Below are 19,418 nucleotides of genomic sequence, written 5' to 3' on the forward strand. Positions count from 1 at the left end.
TCTAACTGCGTGACAACGCCGACGAACAACGGCGGACAACGGCGGACGCCTGTGGACCATCGCAGCAGGTAAGAGGACATCGGCTGGAGGTCAGGCACTCGCCGCAGTTGCTTCGGGACGAAGCGGTCGCTCCGTTAAGGTGCGCGGCATGACCGACGACGCTGCGGCCTGTCCCAAGTGCAGCCAGCCCATGAAGTCTGGTGGCTTCGTCCTCTCCAGGCGGGAGGACGACGGCCGGCGGACCTGCCGGACGTTGTGGAGGTGTAGCGGTCGGCATGTCTGGTGGAACTGGGCCGACCGACCGGATGAGCCTTTGGAGCCCTGCCCCGTGCCGCAGCTCTTCCGCTGACATCCAACGTTGACATCAACGCCCCCGGACGGCGGCGACACTCAGCACCCACGTGCGGCACCAGTGACTGAGGTGGGCCCTTTCCAGGGCGAGAGGAGATCGAACTCCTAAAGCGGGTGTCGCAGGTTCGAATCCTGCCGGGGGCACCAGGCAAAACGGCCCGGACCGATCATGGTCCGGGCCGTTTTGACGACACCATTTGACGGCAGTCGCCTTTCAGGCGGCCGGTCGGCGGCGCCTGAGCAGGCGGTCCATGGGGCTGATGGCCTCCCGCTGCGTGTCGTGCACGACGTGCGAATAGACGTCCATCGTGATGCTGATCTGGCTGTGTCCGAGAATCTCCATGATGACTCGGGGCGCGACGCCGGCCGCTGTCAGCAGCGTGGCGCAGCCATGCCGGGCATCGTGCAGCCGGACCACCCGCAGCCCGGCATCGGCGGCCACGCGCGTGAACGACCGGTAGACGTTCCGGGGCTCCACCGGCCTGCCGTTCCTCGTGGCGAAGACGTAGCCCTTCTCGTCCCACGCGACGCCGGTGCGCGCGAACGCTGCTCGTTGCCGAAGTCGGTGCCAGCGAAGCGGCGCGATGCACAGCGCGGGCATCGGAACCACGCGCTGACGGCGGCTCTTGGGGGCGTCGTCGTAGAGCGTGCCGCGCCCGGCGCTGCGTCTGCTGGCGTACGTGCAGCAGGCGCCGCCGCCTTCGCCGAAGCCGTGGACGCCGCGAAGCTCCGCCTGCGCCTGCTCTCCGCCGCCGCGCAACTCGTGAACACCGGCCGCCGACGCTGGCTCCGCTTCACCACACGATGGCCCTGGACCGAAGAGATCACCCGGGCAATCGAGCAGCTCAATGCCTTGTCGAGCCCCGGCTGACCAGCCACACCGACCGCCCCAACGACCTGCACCACCACACCGGGAACGTGGAACCCGGCGCCCACCCGACGCGACACTCGGGCGGCCAACCTGCCCCAGCCGCGAAAAGACTGCACCTCACAAACACAGAGTCCCCGTCAGCACACCGCCGAGGACTCATGAACGATCGAGGGTAACTTCAAAAACGAGGCACCAGAACATTGAGAGTGTTGAGAACGAGCGAGGTACCGAGGGCGGGTTGATTGTCCATGAACTGGGGGTTCCTGTTACTCCAGGATCCGTCGGGACGTTGCAGTGAGCGCAAGTGGGAAGCCATCTCGTTGGCCCAGGAATGCTCGCGGTCGTCGGCGGTGAGCAGCGTCTTGATGTCCAATTCATGTAGGCATTCCGCCATGAGCCACAGGTATAGGTACAGGCCCGCCTGACTCGGGTCGCCATGTCGGTCGGGAACGATTTCCACCGTATCGCCGCGATCGACGAAATGAAAACCTCTGGAGGACTTTAGTCGGGTCGCGGGCACGCTAGAACCCTGCGTGTCGGGATCATCGGTGACCGTCATCCCGGGATGCCCCTCAGGCCAGTGCAGTGACTGGTCAAAATCAAAGTTGAGTGCGTCAGCATATCGCGCGTGTTCGCTGACAGTGTAGTATTGACGGAGCCAGTCGAGAGTGATCGTCACCTCCGGTGACGAATGGGATAGTCCCGCCCCGAGATAGATAAACATTCCCTGCAGTGTGGCAAGTCCGGTGGATATGATTGGGGTCAGGTTCTTACCCACCGCTTCCCGCGCCTCGGGCGGCCGCCGGAAGCGGTCCAGGGTTAGAAGCATTCCTCCATCGCCGGAAAGACAGAACCTGTTGTCGGCGAGATAATCCTGGACGTCTGGACGATTGTTGATCAAGGGAGTGTTGTGACAGCAATGGACATAGTCCACCATCTCCCTCCAGAGGGGATCGCTGGGTGCGACGTCCGCGTACCGCAGAGCCGTCGCAGCAAACATGGTATCGGTTATCGAGGGCCCACCCATGGTGACTTCTCGGTTCGGGTGGCTAGGGGTACTGAACACCCCTGCTCTCCCCGCGCCGAAACCACCGCGGTGCATTCCCTCCTTCTCCTGGCACCCCCTCAAGTAATCGACTGCCTTGGCGATCTGGGCGGCGTATCGCTTCCTGTCTACGGCGCACAGTAGCCGCGTCCCCATACCGGTGGCCGCAGGACGGTACAGGCGCCGGCTGACTCCCTCACCGAATGCCCCATCCTCCAGCTGCTCGCCCGCCAGCCACTCGGCGGCCCGTTCGGTGGCCGCCCGATCAATGTTCAATAGCGCCAATCCGGACAACGAGGTGACGAAAACGCTCGGATCCGGCCCGCCGGCTTTAAGGCGCAACTCCCACGCTCCGGATGAGCCTTGATGCCTCAGCAGCCAGTCGCCGGCCCTTTTCCTCATCTCCAGGATTGACGCGGAACCCACTGAATTCACCCCATCTAGTGTCACTAATCGATCTCTTTGTCTTGTCGTTGTCGGTGAGGTTGGCGGACCTCGGTGTGAACCCAGCGGTCCAGGCGAACGGTTTCGCTCCGGTGTTCCAAGCGGTGGCGTTAGTTATTGATCGCGCTGGTGAGGCGGGTGACGGCGGTGAAGGTGCTGCGTCGTCGCATGGCTTGCCGGGCGAACCCTGAACCAGATCTCGACTTTTTCGCCCAAACCGCGTAGAGCATCCCCGGTCGGGCCATACTAGGTGACGAGCCGAATTTGGCGAGGCTCTACCGCTCCGTCCACCGTCGCTGAGGGATGTCCTGGACCCTGTCAAGAAGTGCTCGGGCATGGTTTTCCATCCATTGCAATTCCGCACCACCCAGGAACTCTGCGCGTTCTTCCGCGAATGCGATACCGACGATGGCCACGACGTCCCCATTCTCGTCGCGTACCGGTAGCGCCACGGCGGCCTTGGCATTCACCGCCCGCGCCCCCGGTCGGACATCACCGCTGTCATCCGTCTGGATATTGCAGGACTGCACCGCCACCCCCCGCTCCAAGGCCAGCCCCGCCATGCCCTTGCCCCGAGGCACAAACGCCGTAACCTCCCGTACCTTCGGCGGCAGGTTGACGGCGGCAGCCAGCGCAACGCCTTTGCCTTGGCGCACATGAACAGAGCCGGCCACGCCGTCGTACGTTCTGATGAATTCCCGGAGCCAACTCTCCACCTCGGTTTCATCTGTGATCATGGTGGCCTCCTTCTGTCTGTGCCCGGAATGACATATGCCGGCGATCGGTTCAGGAGCTCGTCGAGTGGGCCGGTTCGCCAATGGTTTGTTTGACCCGTTCGGCGAGTGAGCCGCTCGACCGCGTCGCCGTCAGCCGCAGCCGCAGCCGCAGCCGCAGCCGCTCAATTACCTCATCTCTTCTTGTCGGAATTCGAGGGGAGGACTTCCCTAGAATTCAGAGTTGCACAAGGAAAGCCGAAGTTCCAGGGGTTCCTTGAAGTTTTGAGATCTTATATCGGCCATTTCTGCACGATTCGCCCCACTCGGCAGCCCCGCCTGAAGGGCATGCGGGAATCCCGAGATCTGAATTACGCCACAAGAATGATTTTGAGCCATGGCCATATATCTATCCACCCGTGACCCGGGAGGCGGCCTGCCCCTGTACGGCGTGGCCCTGCGGGACGCGATCCGGCGCCGGAGATCTTCCAGCAGCTCGTGCGCTGCGTCACTCGACCTCGTGGCCGATGCCCGCGTCGTCGACGTAGGCGCGCTCGGCGCGGCCCGCGCGTACGGGGGTGTTCGTGGGTCTCGCCGCTCACTCCGGCTGGGCTGGGCATCAGGTGGAGAACAGCGGCAGTTCCGGCCCGGTCCCCACCACCTTCTCCAGCGCGATGTTGATCAGATCGGCCGGGCGGTTCTTCGCCGCGGCCTCCCTATGGACCGACTCCTCGGCGATCCGGCGGGCCCGCGCCTGGTGGTACGTCACGCCCACCCGCCCGCGCACCTCCGTACGCTGCCGCTCGGCCGTCGGCCCGTCGCCCACAACGCTGTGTGCCCTCCGGCAGCTCCACCGCACGACGGACGAAGTCGACCACCATACCCGGGTACTCGTCCGCCTTCGGGAACCGCCCCATCCGCTAGGGTCCGTCTTCAAACGGATCTTGCCCAGAGTAGGAATGACGCGAGTGTGACCGCCGCTTCGTAGGAGGTGGCGGTCTTCTCGTATCTGGTGGCGATGCCGCGGAAGCCTTTGAGTCGGTTGAAACAGCGCTCGATCATGTTGCGTCGGCGGTAGGTCTCCCGACTGATCCCCAGGTCCTTGCCGATGCCCTCGAAGGTGTGGCTCGGGTCCGACAGGTACAGCGCGACAGCGTCCGCCTTGAACTCGGGCGAGTAGACCTTCATGACCATAAGAGATCCCTCCTGCCCGGCCCCTACCGGGGCCGGGCTCAGAGGTGTCCACCACTCGGGGACAGGTCCCGTCGGTCTTTTCGGGGATGATGTGCGCGATGCCGCGTTTACGCAGGTAGGCCGCGGAAGCCGCGGGAGCTGTAGGCCTTGTCTGCCACGAGCCGGTCGGGCTTGCAGCGTGGTCGGCCTAGGCCGATGCGGGGGACGCGGATCCGTTCCAGCAGAGGGCGTGCGCAGACGCTGTCGTGGCGTTGGCCCGGTGTCAGGAGGATCGCGAGCGGGCGGCCCTTGCCGTCGCAGGCGAGATGGATTTTGGTGGTCAGTCCGCCTCGGGATCGGCCGAGGGTGTGATCGTCCGGTTCGTCCGAGTGGTGGTTCCCCCTTTTCGGCCGGTGGCGGCGGCGTGCTAATGGGCGCGGACGATGGTGGAGTCGATCTGGACCAGCTAGTCGATGTCGTTGGCTGCGTCGGCCTGGGCCTGGATCTGCTGCAGGGCCCGGGTGAACACACCGTCCAGGGCATAGCGGCGGAAGCGGGACCGGTTGGGCGGCGGCGCCGATCCCGCCGTGCGATCACATCGCGGGGGCGTTGAACTGCGCCGGTGAAGACGCCCGGCGGCTCACCGGCCGACGGGAAGAGGGCGTGGGCGAGATCAGCGTGCCGGGCGGATGGCAGACAGTACGCTGAATCCGGCGGGATCGGGCCCGCAGCACAGTGTCCGGGAGGTGCTTCATGACGGCCGAGATGGTGGCCCCGGCGTGGATGCATGAGCAGATCACGGCGGAGGAGTACGAGTCCTGGTCCGAGGAGCAGTGCGCCGGCATCGAGATCGTGGACGGGATGGTCGTGGTGAGTCCGAGTGCGTCCAAGCGGCACAACCGGCTGGCCCGGATTCTGGCGAACGCCCTGGATGACGCCGCGGGCCCGGAGTGGAACGCCGACACGGACTTCGACGTCAGGCTTCAGGACGTCCCGCTCACCAATCGGCGCCCGGACGTCGTCGTGTACCGCGCGGACACGATCGACATCACCCCCACCCGCCCTGAGCACGTGCTGCTGGTCGCGGAGGTAGTGTCGCCGGGCTCGGAGACCACCGACCGGATCGTGAAGGTCGACCAGTACGCCAAGGCAGGCATCGGCTTCTACTGGCGGATCGAGCAGGCCCCGACAGGCGTTCCTCTTGTCTACACCTACGTTCTCGACCCCGCGACGAAGACCTACCGGGACGGAGACGTGTTCACCGGCGTCCTCAAGGTGGCAGCTCCCTTCCCGGTGGAGATCGACCTCGGCCAGGTCTGACCCACGCGTTGCTCAGCAACCGGCAGCGCGTGAGCGGACTGCCCGATACAGGGCCGCATGAGCCGGATCAAGCGGCTCGCCGCACGGTTCTGACCAGGGGAAACAGCACCGCGCGGCAGCGTCGAGCACCCCCCGGCAAGGATTCGATCCCACTCCTAAAGCGGGTGTCGCAGGTTCGAATCCTGCCGGGGGCACCAGGCAAAACGGCCCGGACCGATCATGGTCCGGGCCGTTTTGGCGGCACCATTTGACGGCAGTCGCCTCTCAGGCGGCCGGTCGGCGTCGCCTGAGCAGGCGGTCCATGTGGCTGATCGCCTCCCGATGGGCGTCGTGCACGGATCAGGCGTACTCGGCGAGGAACTCCGGGCGGTACGTAGCTTGGTAATTGTCGAGCGCCTGCCGAAGCATGGCGGCCCCGCGGGGAACGCCGGCAGCGAGGTGCTCCCAGCCATGGAAGCGCACATGCTCTGGGATCCTGACCAGGCCGGTGATGGTGTCCCAGAAGGCATCCCAGTTCAGGCCGTAGAAGCCCGGGAAGCCCAACTCCCGCATCAGAAGCAGGTGCAGGGCGCGCTCATCGGTCACCTCGCTGACATCAATCGTGATCACGGCGTCATGCTCGCATGTGCACGCACCGTTGTCTGGGACGGACAGAGCGGACAGCGCCCTCGGTTGGGAGGCAACGGTCCCTTCCTGGTGGATCGTGAGAACGAGCGAAGAGGTCGAGGGTTCCGGTCTGCCGCCGTGAGTGTCAGGTGCTGAAGAGCTTCCACAGCCCCTTCACGAGGGCCGATGTCCCGCCGCCCAGTGCAAGCAGAAGCACGAGGCGACGGGCGTGTCCGTCCGGCACTCGACCCGCTAGCACTTTTCCGATCGTGGCGCCTGTCGTCATGGCGACAACGACCAGTACCCAGACCGACGCGTTGAGCCGCGGCACGCCGTTCGCCGCAAGAGACAACGCGTTCACCACTACCCCGTAGAACTGTGCGTTGGGGACGAACTCCCGCACGGTCCAGCCCGCATTCAATGCGTACAAGGACAACGGTGGACCGCCCACTGCTGCCGAGGAGTTCATGAACCCTCCCACGGCTCCGGCCGCCACAGCTCCCCCGGTGCCGCGCAGCGCGGGAACGCGTAGTCCGCCCATCAACAGCAGAACCGCCGTACTCACCAGTGTCCCTACGCCGATCAACAGCATCGGCTCGGGTAGCTGTGCAGCCGTCCACGTCCCGGCAGGAATGGTGCACGCTGCCGCGGCGATCAACGGGACCATCGCCGCCAGGCGTACGTTCCTCCAGCCTTCGGCGAGGCCGACGACGCTGATGGCGCCGGCCGCGCAGATGGCCAACGCCACCCCCGTTCCGGGACCGAGGACCAGCACCAACGCCGGTACCGCTACGAGAGCGAACCCCATACCCGTGAGCCACTGCACCGACGCGCCTGCCAGGACGATTCCGCACAGCAGCACGTCGGCCGGCCAGCCAGTCACCTGCGACTCCTCACGCGTTCTTCCGTTCGGCTTCCGTGAGTCACTGAAGACTTCACGACCGGCGTTCTGGAGCACAAGACCTTGCAGCCGGTCGCGTGGAGGTAGTGGACGAGGAGTCGTGCCTGATACGTGCATGCGGGCACCCAAGCTGAGGGCTCCGGTGCCGCCGTCAGGGCCGGCCGTCGCGACTTGCTGCGGCTACGACAAGCCCCGGTGGCACGGCTGAGACCGGTGGGGGTGCAGCGAAGCACGCGCGCGCCTGGTCAGTCGGCGTACTCGGCGTCGTGGCTGACTGGCCGTGGCCGAGGTTCAGCCCTCGGTGACGTACCGCATCTCAGCGCGACGCGGCGCCAGCGCTCCGTGAGACTTCACCCCTTGCCATCCGATGTCTCGCCACAGGTCACACGGTCGGGTCGGGTGCAGGCCAACCTCCGCTCCTCCCGCGCTCTCCGGCTGCGTACTGCACTGAAGCGCAGACGGCGTCCGCCCGGCGACCCTTCAGGCCCCCGCCGAAACGTGGGTCGTCTCCCCTTCCCACGGGCAGCAGACACTCACCTGCCCCCGGGTACACACTCCGCGCGCTCACCACAAGGTGGAATTGTCATGCGACGCGTACTGTTCCTCATCCCCATGGCCATCATCGGCCTCATCGCGTTTCTCGCTCCGTCGGCCTCGGCAGTCAGTCCGCACTTCGTAGGTACGCCGACCGCCACCCGCTCGGGCAACAGCCTCACTGTCTCCGGTAAGGAGGCAGGGCTCGGCAACCAACAATCCGTCAACATCAGCGTGACCGCCACCGCCGCATGCATCAACCCCGGCGGCCAGGACCCCAGCGCCGCGAACAAGCGGAGTGTCTCCGGCGGAGGACAATTCCCGGTGCAGAACGGTAAGGCCAACTTCACAGTGACTCTGACGGCCACCTTCAAGCCTTCGTGCAGCCCCCCGATGACTGTGCAGTTCAGCAACGTCGTGGTCACTGACACCGGAAACGGCATCTCCGTCTCGCTGCCCGGCACCTACTGACTCCGCATCAGCCGAGGGGAAGGTCACCAGCGCCGGCCCCGAATCACCAATCAATGGAAATGGTCCGCGAGAGAACAGACTCGCGGACCATCTGAGCATCCCTCAGTCGAATTTCGCAGGGACCGGCGTCCGGCCACGTCCTGAGCGCCTGCGAACAAGGGCTTCAAGTCCTCCGCCAGCCGCGGCAAGCGCACCAGCCGAAAGCGGATCAACGTACATGGCAGCCTTGGGCCCCACGGCGTGAGGGCAGCGCGGGAGGCGCGCCCGGCTGTGAGTGCCGGGCGCGCCTGGGGCTTGTCGTGTGTGAGGGGGAACGGGTTCAGGCCACGTGCGTGGTGAGGTCAGCGGTGGTGGTGGCCGTGGTCGCCGTGGCGGTGACCACCCTGGCCGAGGTCGCCGTGGCGGTGGTGGCCCCAGGACTCGCTGTCGATGAAGCGGCCTCGGTCGTTGCGGAGGGTGGCGGTGTCAGAGCGGTTGCTCCAGATCTCGTGGCGGCTGTCCTGGAACAGGTCACTGGCGGTGTCGCGGCCGAAGCCGGTGTGGATGCGGACCGTCGTACGGCCCCGGAGGCGGTAGTCGTCGAAGGTGTAGGTGCGGCCGTCCTCGTTCTCGAGGGTCCAGCCGTCGAGGTTGACGCCGTGCCTGGCGGTGTTGGTGATCTCCACCCACTCCCGGTTCAGGGAGCGGTTCGAGCGGTCGTCGCGGCCCGGCGCGTCGTACTGGACCTCCGAGATCGTCACCCTCGACCGCTCGTGACGGACGTGGTCGGCGGCGGACGCCGGCAGCGCGACGACCGAGATCAGAGCGCCCGCGGCGAGCGTGGCAGCGGCGAGACGGCGGGCGCCGGCAGAAGCGGTAGCGGACAAGGGGGCTCCCTCGTGGTGCGGACACCTTCCCCGGGTCGCCGATACGGCCACAGGGAAGTCGGTGTGGTTGCGGCCGGTTGGCCACACGCACACCCTGTCCACGATGTGGAGGAAACGTGGCGTAACACCCACCTCTGTTACCTGTTGTCCATATTTCCATGACTCTCGCCTGCAACATCCATCAATGCGCTTTACGACCGATGTCGCAACGCCGGCGGGCGGGGATGCCTTGTGGGCGTTGGGGTGCGGCGCCCGCTCATGGCCACGCACCGCCGCGGAAGGGTCCGGGCATCACCCGAAAGTGAGTAACAGGGGTTGCCGACAAGGATGGGACCTCTGGCGCAGGGAATCGGGCTACGGCCCGTCGGCGAGCGCGGCACGGGCTGTACGCGCCCGGAGCGGCTGAGGCCGTGCGCAGTGGGGCTGACGCGTCGGTGGTGCCGCTGCCCACCCCACACCGAGCCCTCATGAAGTGAGCTGCGTCACTCCATGTCACACGCGCCGGTCCCCCGGTGTCTTGAGGCCGAACGCCTTGAGACGGAGGAGGAAGCCATGTCCCCCAGGAGTGGCATGAGTGGCATGAAGCACCGCATCGTCGTTCTCGGCGCCGGATATGCCGGGGCGTACGTGGCCGGGACTCTGGCGCGGCGGCTGGACGTGGCGGAGGTCGGGATCACGGTGGTGAACGCCGAGCCGGACTTCGTGCAGCGACTGAGGCTGCACCAGCTCGCGGCCGGGCAGGAGATCTCGGCTCCGCCGCTCGCCGACGTCTTCGCGGGAACCGGGGTCCGGCTCCGCCTGGCACGCGTCACCGCCGTCGACCCCGAGCGCCGCGTCGTCGCCATTGCCGAGAGTGACGGTGCAAGCGGCAGGGGGAGGGGCGATGGTGGCAGTGGCGGTGACGGTGCGATCACGTACGACACCCTCGTGTACGCGCTCGGCAGCCGTGGAGCGACACATGGTGTTCCCGGTGTCACCCAGCACGCCTTCGACGTCGCGGCCCGGTCCTCCGCGCTCCGGCTGCGTGCGTGTCTGGACGGTCTGGACGCGCGCGGCGACGGCGGGAGCGTCGTGGTTGTCGGTGACGGGCTGACCGGGATCGAGACCGCCACCGAGATCGCCGAGTCCCGTCCCGGCCTGTCCGTGACCCTGGTCGCCCGTCGTGAGCTGGGCGCCCCGCTCTCCGCCGGGGCCCGCGGCCATCTGCGCCGGGCCTGTGACCGGCTCGGCGTCACCGTGCTCGAACACACCGGTGCGGCCGCCGTCGAAGCGGGGCGGGTGCTGTGCGTGGACGGCAGTGTCCTGGCGTCCGACGCGACCGTGTGGACGGCCGGGTTCGCGGTCGCCCCCATCGCCGCCACCGCGGGGCTGGATGTCGCCGCCGACGGTCGGATCGTCGTCGACCGCACCATGCGGTCCGTGTCGCACCCGGACGTCTACGCCGTCGGTGACAGCGCCCACGCCATCGGCGACAGCGGCCTTCCGCTACCGATGTCCTGCGCCTCGGCCGGCTACACCGGCCGCCAGGCGACAGCCGCGATCGTGGCACGGCTGACCGGCGGCAAGGTCACGCACACCGGGCTGGAGTACGTCGGCAACCACATCAGCCTCGGGCGGCTCGACGGAGTCCTGCAGATGGTCGACCATGACGCGAAGGCGAAGCCGAGGTTCTTGGGCGGCCGGAAGGCCGCACGGATCAAGGCCGGCATCCTGCGGATGTCGCTGTGGACCACCTCTCATCCGACCTTCGGCCTGCCCACGCGCAGGCACCGCCTGGCGACCGCACCACCCGCTCCGACCACCAAGGCGGCCGTCCGCCCCGTGGAGAACGCGAACGGAGAGGCCACGCGTGGCTGAGCATGGCCCGTCCCGTCGTAGCGGCCCGGAGTGGGAGCGAGAGATGACCGACGACCTCACCGGGGTGGCGACCGAAGCGTTCGTCGCCCACCGCAACCTCCTGTTCACCGTCGCCTACGAGATGCTCGGCTCGGCGGCCGATGCCGAGGACGTGCTGCAGGAGACCTGGCTGCGCTGGGCCAGGGCGGACCTCGAACGGGTGAGCGATCAGCGAGCGTACCTGGTGCGGATCACGACCCGGCAGGCGCTCAACCGGCTGCGGACCGTGAAGCGGCGCCGCGAGGCGTACGTCGGCCCGTGGCTGCCCGAGCCTCTGGTCACCGCGCCGGACGTGGCCGAGGACGTCGAACTCGCCGAGAGCATGTCGATGGCGATGATGCTCGTCCTCGAAAGCCTCTCCCCGACCGAGCGGGCGGTCTTCGTGCTGCGGGAGGTCTTCGACGTCGACTACGACGAGATCGCCGAGGCCGTCGGCAAGAAGCCCGGCGCGGTCCGCCAGATCGCGCACCGTGCCCGTCAGCACGTCGGCGCCCGCCGTCCCCGTACGACGGCGTCATCGAGCGAGACGCGGGCGGCCCTGGAGTCCTTTCAGCGGGCCATCGAGAGCGGAAACCCTCAGGATCTTCTCGACGTGCTCGCCCCCGATGTCGTTCTGCTCAGCGACGGCGGCGGGCGCAAGAAGGCCGCGTTGCATCCGGTCGTCGGTTCCGAGAGGATCGTCCGTTTCTATCTCGGGGGCACCGCCAAGCTCCAGGCGACGGTCAGCTGGGAGCCGACCGTGGTCAACGGCGGCCCCGCGCTCGCCGCGCGTGTGGACGGCGTCCTCGACGGCGTCCTGGCTGTCCGCGTGGAGAACTCCCGCATCAGCGGCCTCTACTTCGTCCGCAACCCAGAGAAGCTGACCCACATCACCTCCGTGACCCCGCTCGCCCTGCGCTGACACCGGCGCCCCCGAGGCCCCTCGAAGCGCCCCCGTCCTTCCCCCTCCTACCAAGTCGTCACCACCGGGACCGTGCTCGGTGTGGGGCCCGCGGATTCTCCCGACCGGGTCTCCGACGTTCTCGGGCCCTCCTTCGCCGAGGACGCCTTCGGGGAGCGCGGCATGTGTCGGGACTACGGTCTCGCCGAGTTCCACTGGGACCGTGCCCACGCCGAGCAGCCCTGGTCAGGGCACCACTTCACGCTTCAGGTACATCGGCTCGCGCACCGGAACCGGACCCTCGTCGGTGACACGCTGCGTGCCCGGTACGGGCGGTTCGCCCCGCGGCTCCGGTTCGAGAAGCTGCGCCGTCTGCTGGTGCGGCGGGGCGTGCCGCTGGTCGAGATCCCGGAGATCGCGGGCAGCGCCCCGTACTTCCGCACGTTCTGGCAGCCCGACTCCCGGGTGGCCGTCTGCGTCATCGGCACCTACGGCGAGTACTCCACGCCGGACGCCCTGCGGGTCGGCGACGTGTACAGCGTCCATGCCCCGATGACTGCCGGGGAAGTGGAGTGGCGGAGGGCGCGGGGCCGGTAGAGCGCGGTGACGGGTTTCCGGGCAGGTGGGGGAGGTGGAGGTCGCTGAAAGAACTTCTAGGACGATCGGGCCGGGGCGTGCACACTGGGGGCAGAGTGCCGGTTGGCACCACCGGGAAGGATCGACATGCTGATCATCTTTGGCACCAAGGGCTACCTGTACCAGCTCGCGATACTCACGCTGGTGTGCGGGCAGTGCGGGAACCCCTCCGCGCACACGCTGCGGAAGCGGGTCACGAAGTTCACGTTGTTCTTCGTGCCGCTGTTCCCGGTGTCGACGAAATACCAGACGCAGTGCACGTTCTGCGGGGCGGAGCAGAAGGTGACCGCCGAGCAGGCGGAACAGCTCCAGGCGCAGGGCGCGGGCGGCCCCAGCGGTCACTACCAGGGGCAGAGCCAGCAGCAGCCGTACCAGTCCTGACCCCCGGCTCTCAAGAGGACAGGCGGGTCATCACCGCCTCGAAGATCTCCGAGAACTCCGAGGCGCGGTGCAGTTCGGGCGACAGGGTGTTCATGTCGCGCAGGACGTCCGCCAGCCGGGGCAGCTGGGCGCGGATCTCCGTGTAGAGGTCGATGTCCTCCCGGAAGCCCTGGAGGTTGGCGGCCGAGACGCTCCGCATGGCCTCGTCCAGCTCGTTGATCTGCTCCTCCCAGTACCGTACGTAGCCGATGCGGTCCTGCGGCCGGTAGATCCGGGCGTCGGGGAGGACCACGGGGAAGACCCGGTCGGTGAACTCGCCGTGCCGGGCGGTCTCCAGGAGCTCGAACAGGCAGTTCTGCGACTTCAGATAGGCGTCGCTGATCACCAGGACCACGCACTTGCCCTGCCCGAGGCGGGCCATGAAGTCCTTGATGGACGCCTTGTAGCCGATGTCCCGCCGGTCGCGCACCACGGTGACGCCCCTGGCCTGGAACGCCTCGTCCAGCTCGTCGGCGAGCGCGTTGCTCTCCTTGCTCCAGGAATAGGACAGGTAGACCTCCGTGTCGGACGGGGCCGACGACCGCACCACCACTGCATGCTCCTCACGCCTGTGTCGTTCCCACTCGCGCCGCAGCGTCACGCGCAGCGGCTGGAAGGCCGGATGGTTGAAGGGGATGGCGTACAGCGTCAGCACCAGGTCGAACAGGCCGACGACATGGCGGGTCTCGTCCTGGAACCTGCCGGGCGCGAGACCGCGGAGGAGTTCGACGGGCTGGAGGCTGTCGACGGCGCCCGCGCGCAGCAGCGGGATGACCCGGGGCCACGCGCCGGGGCCGGCACCGCGCCGGGCGCGGATCAGCGCGGCGTCGGCGTCCGCCGTGCCCTCGGGGCTGGTCAGGGCCTTCAGATGGTCGGGGGTCACCACGACCAGGACGACGTCGTCGTCGCGTACGTCGGCCGGGTCGTCCACCATCAGCACCCCGGCCTCCCGCAGGTCGCGGGCGAGCCGGGACGCCCAGGCGGCGTCGGCGGGCTGCCGGCTGAGGTAGCAGCGGGGCACCGCGCGGTCGCTGCGGAAACTCTTCACCCGCACCAGGAGCGACTCGTACGTGCTGCGCAGCCGGGCCGCCGCCTCGTCCCGTTCGACGAGCCGGGTGTCCTCGGCGCCGAGCGCGACCGGCTGCTCGGTGTCGGGGAGGTCGATGCGGTCGCCGCAGCGGAAGCAGAACATGACCCTCACACCGTCGCGCAGGGAGCCCATCACCGCCGAGCGCTCCTGCCGGTGCCCGTCGACGCAGGACACCGGCGGGAAGACGGTCACCGTCACCTCGCGCTGGTACAGGAACCGCTCGAACAGCCCCTGGAACATACGGCGGCCGTACGGGGGCACCGCCGCGCTGTAGTGCAGGACGAGTTCGATCTCCCCCTCGCGCTCCTGGAAGAGCCGGAACCCGCAGATCTGCCCGCTGCCCATGTCGAACTGGGCCTGGCTCTGCCAGTAGTTGACGCGGGTGAACGTCTGGGTGTGGCCGAGCAGCACCACCAGCGCGGGGTAGACGTTCTCGACCTGGCCGCGGACCACGTACGACACGTCGTCGACCGTCTCGATCGCGTCGAACAGCGGGCGCTTCTGCTTGATCAGACCGGGGAAGATCAGCAGCGTCTCCGCGCCGAGCGTGTCGCGGAAGCACAGGTTGTGCTCCAGGAACCGCACGACGGCGGCGTCCAGCAGGACCTGCTGCTCGGCGGAGTCCAGGGTGTCGACCTCGGGCAGGGGGTAGTCGCCGCCGAGCAGCGTGGACTCGCTGAGCGCGCCCAGTTCCTGCGGATGCTTGTCGGCCTGGAGGAAGACGGACGAGGCAAGGTCGACCAGCAGCTCGGGGGCCAGCAGGACGGTCTGCGCGCCGGAGGACGTCCGCAGCACGGAGACGTAGCCGTGGTTCTCCAGATGCCCGACCGCCGTCATCATCTCGGCGTCCGTGAACCGCCACTCGGGGTCCGTCTCCAGCAGCTGCCGGCGCAGATCGGCGGGCGCCACGAGGACGCCGCGGCGGTCCGGCCGCTCCTTCAGCGCGAGCACGAACTCCTTGATCCGCTTGAAGGTGAGGGTGGTGACCGTGGTGGTCATCCGCTCCCACTGGATCTGCTCGCGCAGCAGCTCCATCAGCGCGTCGACACCGGTGCCGGTCGCCGCGCTGGTGCTGACGTAGCCGCCGGTGATGCCCTGGGCCTGGCAGTACTGGTCCAGCTCCGCCTGCGACACCACGGGGGCGCCCCGGTCGACGCGTGCCCCGACGAGGACGGTCGGGGGCAGCGCCCTCCTCCCCGAGAGCTGTTGCAGCCAGAACTGCACGCCCTTCAGGGGCTCCTGACGGTTCGTCGGGTCGAACAACACGAGGGCGAGGTCGACGTTGTCCAGGAATATCGCGTGCACGGGGCGGTAGACGTGCTGTCCGGCGAGATCCCAGAGGACGGCCTCGCAGTCCGTGCCGTCGGCGCGCTGAGTGCGTACGTCGTCGACGAGCCAGAACTGCTGGCCGTGCGTCGAGGCGTGCTCCTTGAACTCGTCGTGCGCGAGCCGCCATCCGAGCCCCGTCTTGCCGACGCCCGAGTCCCCGACGAGGACGACCTTGGCGGTCATGTACCGCACGGACTCGCCGACGCTCTGATGACCGAGGAGTCGGTCGAGGTCGTAGTCCCAGAGGGTGAGGCCGGCGTAGTTGTTCCAGACGGCCAGGCGGGGGAGGGTGGGGTGGAAGGCGAAGGTCGGCGTGGTGCGTTCGCGCTCGGCGGTGGCGTCCTCGAAGTCGTCCTCGGTGAGGTCGTCGAAGTCGAGGTCGGCGTAGTCGTCGTCCGCGCGGTCGTCGGCGTCGTCGGCGTCGTCGGTGTCGTCGATGTCGTCGTCGACCTCGACCGCGGAGTGGCCGCGGATGTGGACGTCGAGGTCGTCGAAGCCGTCGACCTCGCCGTGCGGCGGCCGCAGGACCGCGACGGTCGTCCAGTCGTCCGTGCGCCACAGACGGATGGTCTGGTCGCGGGAGGCCGTGCCCAGCAGCTTCCCGTCCGCAGAGAACATCACGTCCGAGACACTGTCCGTGTGTCCCTCCAGGCTGATGAGGGCCTCGGTGCTCGCGTTCTCGTCGAGCTTCAGAACGCTGACCTTGCCGCCGCTGATGCCCGTGGCGAGTGTCCTGCCGTCGGGGGACCAGGCCACGCAGATCACGATCTGCCCGTGCGTGACGTACCGGGTGGGCAGCCACGAGCTCCCTGACCGCTTCCAGAGCCGGACGGTTGTGTCCGCCGAACCGGTCGCGAGCATCGTGTCGTCCGGCGACCAGGCGAGCCGGTTCACATAGTCACCGTGCGCCTCGATGGTGTGCGCCAACTCGCCGCCACGGGCGTCCCACAGCCGGACCGTTCTGTCCTGCGCGCCGGAGGCGAACAGGTCGCCCGTGTGCGACCAGGTGACATGGCCCACCCAGCGTTCGTGTGCCGTCAGGCGCAGGGACTGGGTGGGCCGGTCGATGTCCCACACGCGGACGCCGTGGAGCCCGCATGCAGCGGCGAGGCGCCCGCCGTCCGGCGACCAGCTCACCCGGCTGACGAAGCCCCTGGTGCCGCGCGCACGCAGGATCGCGACGTCCGAGCCGTCTTCGACGTCCATGACACGGATCCGCGCGTGGTCGGCGGGTACCGCCAGCTTCCGTCCGTCCGGTGACCACGCGACGAAGCGACCGCAGTCCTTGCGCGGCGCCCTGCCCACCATCCGGCTCAACCACACGCCCTCGTTGGACGAAACCCCGTGTTCCGACATGGCCCCCGTCGTCCTTCACCGTCGTCTTCGCGCTCCCGCCCCCGCGAAGGGTGTTCCAGGGTAGTGCCGCCGCCCGGGCGGGCTCACCCGATCGCGTCAGGGCGCCGTTCCCTGCCCGCTCCCCGCCGCGGCAGTCGTGGCGGCCGCGGTTGCGCGTGGGGCGGCGGGGGGCCGGTCCATGTGGGCGTTGCCGTGGTCGCCGCCAGGAGGATCGTCATGTGTTCGGCGAAGTCGGGGCGTGGCAGGGGGAGTTCGAAGTCGGGGTTGTCGACGTAGCCGAGCGTCACCGCTCCGGGGACGTAGTGCATGACCGCGTCGGCGAGTTCCGTGCGGGGCAGGGCCGTGCGGTCCAGGTGGGTGAGGGCGCGGAGCACCGTCGGGAAGCTGGCGTCGTACGCGGTGGGGACGCCGGCGTCGGGGACCGCCGTGAGGGGTTCCGGCGACGGGCGTGTGCCGATGTTGGTCTGTTCGCGCCACCACGCCGCCGCCTCCGCGTCGCCGAGGACCAGGTGCTGGAGGTAGAGGCAGTACGAGGCGAGGTCGTCGCCGGCGCCGGCCGCGTACTGCCACCAGGAGCGGGCGCTGTCCGCGGCGTCGGCGAGCTGGAGGACGCAGCCGAGGACGCGCGCGCCGGGCGGTTCGGGCAGGTGCTCGGTGACGAACGCCTGGAGGGAGTCGGAGGTGGTGTGGGCGAGGACCGTCTCGCACAGGGTGCGCAGGTCGCGGGCGGCCATCGTGCGGGTGCGGTCGTGCTGGCGGGCGGCGCCGCCGACGAGCGGGTCCTGACCGGGCGCGCCGGGCACTATGTCGTGCGGTATCACCGGCGTCTCGAGGAGGCGGGCCCGGGCGAGGAGGTCGTCCAGCGGGGTCGGCGGGGGCATGGGGGTCATCGGCGTGGGGATCATTCGGGGATCTCTCCCGGGTGGTTCTGGGGCTCCGGGTCGTGTCCGTGCCGCTGCTGGAGGAGGAGCGCCGCGGTGAGGGTCTTGCGGGCGTACCGGTCGGCCGTGTGGACGGAGGCGATGGGCACGCCCAGGACGTCGGCGACGGCGGCGTGGCCCATGCCGCGCAGATACGTGAGCACCATGACGTCCAACTGGTGGGCGGGCAGGCGGCTGATCGCCTTGAAGAGGGTCATCGACTCCTCGATCTGCGCGAACCGCGCCTCCGGCGTGGAGATCACGCTCAGGGCGACCGTGTCGAACGCGGTGCGGGCCAGTTCCGGGCAGCCGTCGACGTGGCGGGCGCGGGCCATCACGCTGCGGCGCAGCACGGACCAGGCGAACGGCACCACGTCGGAGCTGGCCAGCGCCTCGTCCCAGCGGAACCACAGGACGTCGAACGTTTCCGCTACGACCTCCCGTGCCTCGTCCTCGCCGAGGAACAGCCGGGCGTAGGCGAGGTAGGCGGAGCGGTTGAGTTCGGTGAACGCCTGGTGCTCCAACGGGGGTACGGCGGGGCCGGTCGACACGGTGGCCCGACCGGGCGGGGGCGGGCGGTTCTGGATGCAGCCGTCTATCCAGTCGGGCTTCTTCTCCGCCTCCAGTGCGGCGGCCATCCAGAGCCGGCGCATCGGCCAGCTCGGTACGTCGAGGACGTCCAGCAGGCCGTAGGTGATCTCCCAACGGGGGTAGCGGCCCGTGCCGCGCAGCAGTTCGGAGATCTTCGACTTGGCCCAGCCGGACCGGCAGCTCAGTTCGCTGATCGTCAGTCCGCTGGCCAGGAACCGGTGGCGCAGGGGCTCCAGCCAGGCGCGGTGGGCGGCGCCCACACCGTCGGCTATCGGCCCGAGTTTCCGGCCGGGCTTGCCCGCCGGCGGTCCCCCTCCGGGCCGCCGCGACAGGGACGGGGTCACCCGAGGCGCTCCTCGTCGGCCACGACGGGGCCGGAGCCGGCCGTCACCGGGCCGGAGCCGGCCGTCTCCGGGCCGGAGTCGGCCGTCACCGAGCCCGCTCCGCCCGTCACCGAGCCCGCTCCGCCTGTCATCGCCGTCACGACCTGTTCCGCGCTCAGGACGAGCGTGGGGACGACGGCGGCGGCCGCGGCCGGCTGGCCGACGGCGACCAGCACGACGCTCCAGCCGAGGACCGTCACCAGGACGGCGACGGATAAGACTTGCCTTCTGGACATCGAAACCTTCCCCACATGTACGTCCGAGAGGGCCCCCTCCGCGGTGCCGGCGCGTCATCGGGGATCCGGACGTCAGCATGGGGGGCGCGCTCCCCGTCCCGCCACGCCCTCGGGGAATCGCGGAACAATACGGCCGCCGCGCGACAGCGCGCACCGTAGCGGCTGCCGACGCCCATCAACGGCGAAACGTGTGGCGGTACAGGCTTTCGGGGCGAAGTTCCCGTGTCCCGGCCGGCCCCGCCCGGCGCGCGCCCATCATGAACGCCGAGGCGCGCTCAGCGCCGGAACCTTCCCGTCCGGGAGGTCCCGCCCCTCGTGCCGATCGAGGAGGGGCGGACCGCCCCCGCTCCGTCCGCCACGGGCGGGCGGGGGCGGTCCGCCCCTCC

Annotated in this window: 18 protein-coding genes and 3 pseudogenes; 7 read left to right on the forward strand and 14 right to left on the reverse strand. The window is 68.7% G+C overall.

The window, feature by feature from the left end; all coding sequences use genetic code 11:
• Positions 1-565 precede the first annotated feature (565 nt).
• Positions 566-1,043 (reverse strand): annotated as a pseudogene (locus AOK15_RS09250) (tyrosine-type recombinase/integrase); the annotation flags it as partial.
• A gap of 20 nt (positions 1,044-1,063) precedes the next feature.
• On the opposite strand from AOK15_RS09250, the gene AOK15_RS43765 reads away from it, so the two are divergent.
• Positions 1,064-1,222: a transposase gene (locus AOK15_RS43765; protein ID WP_107099372.1), complete on the forward strand. Its 159-nt coding sequence runs from the start codon at positions 1,064-1,066 to the stop codon at positions 1,220-1,222.
• Between the two features lie 178 nt (positions 1,223-1,400).
• Here AOK15_RS43765 and AOK15_RS09255 read toward each other — a convergent pair whose 3' ends face one another.
• The 6 genes and pseudogenes from AOK15_RS09255 to AOK15_RS48770 form a co-directional block, all read right to left on the reverse strand.
• On the reverse strand, positions 1,401-2,702 hold the full coding sequence (locus AOK15_RS09255) for a prenyltransferase/squalene oxidase repeat-containing protein (protein ID WP_205632101.1): 1,302 nt from the start codon (positions 2,700-2,702) through the stop codon (positions 1,401-1,403).
• Between the two features lie 284 nt (positions 2,703-2,986).
• Entirely contained in the window at positions 2,987-3,448 is a 462-nt protein-coding gene (locus tag AOK15_RS09260) for a GAF domain-containing protein (protein ID WP_055514695.1), read from the reverse strand.
• Positions 3,449-4,043: 595 nt separating this feature from the next.
• Positions 4,044-4,199: a hypothetical protein gene (locus AOK15_RS09265; protein WP_157870199.1), complete on the reverse strand. Its 156-nt coding sequence runs from the start codon at positions 4,197-4,199 to the stop codon at positions 4,044-4,046.
• Between the two features lie 158 nt (positions 4,200-4,357).
• Positions 4,358-4,501 (reverse strand): annotated as a pseudogene (locus AOK15_RS46615) (IS5/IS1182 family transposase); the annotation flags it as partial.
• Positions 4,475-4,618 (reverse strand): annotated as a pseudogene (locus AOK15_RS46620) (transposase); the annotation flags it as partial. The pseudogenes AOK15_RS46620 and AOK15_RS46615, both read right to left, overlap by 27 nt.
• A gap of 107 nt (positions 4,619-4,725) precedes the next feature.
• Positions 4,726-5,178: a transposase gene (locus tag AOK15_RS48770; protein ID WP_079058387.1), complete on the reverse strand. Its 453-nt coding sequence runs from the start codon at positions 5,176-5,178 to the stop codon at positions 4,726-4,728.
• A 172-nt stretch (positions 5,179-5,350) separates the two neighbouring features.
• Here AOK15_RS48770 and AOK15_RS09275 point away from each other — a divergent pair, with 172 nt between their 5' ends.
• A complete protein-coding gene (locus AOK15_RS09275) occupies positions 5,351-5,917 on the forward strand; it encodes a Uma2 family endonuclease (RefSeq protein WP_055514701.1) in 567 nt (188 codons plus the stop codon).
• 339 nt (positions 5,918-6,256) lie between these two features.
• Here the strand turns inward: AOK15_RS09275 and AOK15_RS09280 are convergent, their stop codons facing one another.
• Complete coding sequence (locus AOK15_RS09280) at positions 6,257-6,526, reverse strand: barstar family protein (RefSeq protein ID WP_055514703.1); 270 nt, start codon at positions 6,524-6,526, stop codon at positions 6,257-6,259.
• A 142-nt stretch (positions 6,527-6,668) separates the two neighbouring features.
• Positions 6,669-7,406, reverse strand: coding sequence for a sulfite exporter TauE/SafE family protein (locus AOK15_RS09285; RefSeq protein ID WP_055514705.1), 738 nt, complete (start codon positions 7,404-7,406; stop codon positions 6,669-6,671).
• Between the two features lie 603 nt (positions 7,407-8,009).
• Here AOK15_RS09285 and AOK15_RS09290 point away from each other — a divergent pair.
• A complete protein-coding gene (locus tag AOK15_RS09290) occupies positions 8,010-8,429 on the forward strand; it encodes a hypothetical protein (protein ID WP_055514707.1) in 420 nt (139 codons plus the stop codon).
• Positions 8,430-8,770: 341 nt separating this feature from the next.
• Here the strand turns inward: AOK15_RS09290 and AOK15_RS09295 are convergent, their stop codons facing one another.
• A complete protein-coding gene (locus tag AOK15_RS09295; RefSeq protein WP_055514710.1) occupies positions 8,771-9,295 on the reverse strand; it encodes a lamin tail domain-containing protein in 525 nt (174 codons plus the stop codon).
• 579 nt (positions 9,296-9,874) lie between these two features.
• Here AOK15_RS09295 and AOK15_RS09300 point away from each other — a divergent pair.
• The 4 genes from AOK15_RS09300 to AOK15_RS09315 all read left to right on the forward strand — a co-directional run bounded on the left by AOK15_RS09300 (position 9,875) and on the right by AOK15_RS09315 (position 13,088).
• Positions 9,875-11,152 carry an NAD(P)/FAD-dependent oxidoreductase gene (locus AOK15_RS09300; RefSeq protein ID WP_055514712.1) on the forward strand — a complete coding sequence of 426 codons (1,278 nt, stop codon included), beginning with the start codon at positions 9,875-9,877 and terminating at the stop codon, positions 11,150-11,152.
• 43 nt (positions 11,153-11,195) lie between these two features.
• The gene (locus AOK15_RS09305) at positions 11,196-12,092 is read left to right on the forward strand and encodes an RNA polymerase sigma-70 factor (RefSeq protein WP_055514714.1); all 897 of its coding nucleotides are present in this window, start codon (positions 11,196-11,198) and stop codon (positions 12,090-12,092) included.
• Positions 12,093-12,173: 81 nt separating this feature from the next.
• Entirely contained in the window at positions 12,174-12,668 is a 495-nt protein-coding gene (locus AOK15_RS09310; RefSeq protein ID WP_240508366.1) for a hypothetical protein, read from the forward strand.
• A 126-nt stretch (positions 12,669-12,794) separates the two neighbouring features.
• Positions 12,795-13,088 carry a zinc-ribbon domain-containing protein gene (locus tag AOK15_RS09315; RefSeq protein ID WP_055514718.1) on the forward strand — a complete coding sequence of 98 codons (294 nt, stop codon included), beginning with the start codon at positions 12,795-12,797 and terminating at the stop codon, positions 13,086-13,088.
• Between the two features lie 10 nt (positions 13,089-13,098).
• Here AOK15_RS09315 and AOK15_RS41875 read toward each other — a convergent pair whose 3' ends face one another.
• From AOK15_RS41875 to AOK15_RS09335, 4 genes are all read right to left on the reverse strand, one after another.
• A complete protein-coding gene (locus AOK15_RS41875) occupies positions 13,099-16,902 on the reverse strand; it encodes a WD40 domain-containing protein (RefSeq protein WP_079058386.1) in 3,804 nt (1,267 codons plus the stop codon).
• Between the two features lie 83 nt (positions 16,903-16,985).
• Positions 16,986-17,792, reverse strand: a complete 807-nt coding sequence (locus AOK15_RS09325) for a hypothetical protein (protein WP_148087348.1) — start codon at positions 17,790-17,792, stop codon at positions 16,986-16,988.
• A gap of 11 nt (positions 17,793-17,803) precedes the next feature.
• Positions 17,804-18,757, reverse strand: coding sequence for a sigma factor-like helix-turn-helix DNA-binding protein (locus tag AOK15_RS09330; RefSeq protein WP_063798962.1), 954 nt, complete (start codon positions 18,755-18,757; stop codon positions 17,804-17,806).
• Positions 18,754-19,032: a hypothetical protein gene (locus AOK15_RS09335; protein ID WP_107099373.1), complete on the reverse strand. Its 279-nt coding sequence runs from the start codon at positions 19,030-19,032 to the stop codon at positions 18,754-18,756. The genes AOK15_RS09330 and AOK15_RS09335 overlap by 4 nt, the downstream gene beginning before the upstream one ends.
• Between the last annotated feature and the right edge of the window lie 386 nt (positions 19,033-19,418).

This window comes from Streptomyces ossamyceticus (assembly GCF_001418475.1).
In the GTDB taxonomy this organism is placed as follows: Bacteria; Actinomycetota; Actinomycetes; order Streptomycetales; family Streptomycetaceae; genus Streptomyces; species Streptomyces ossamyceticus.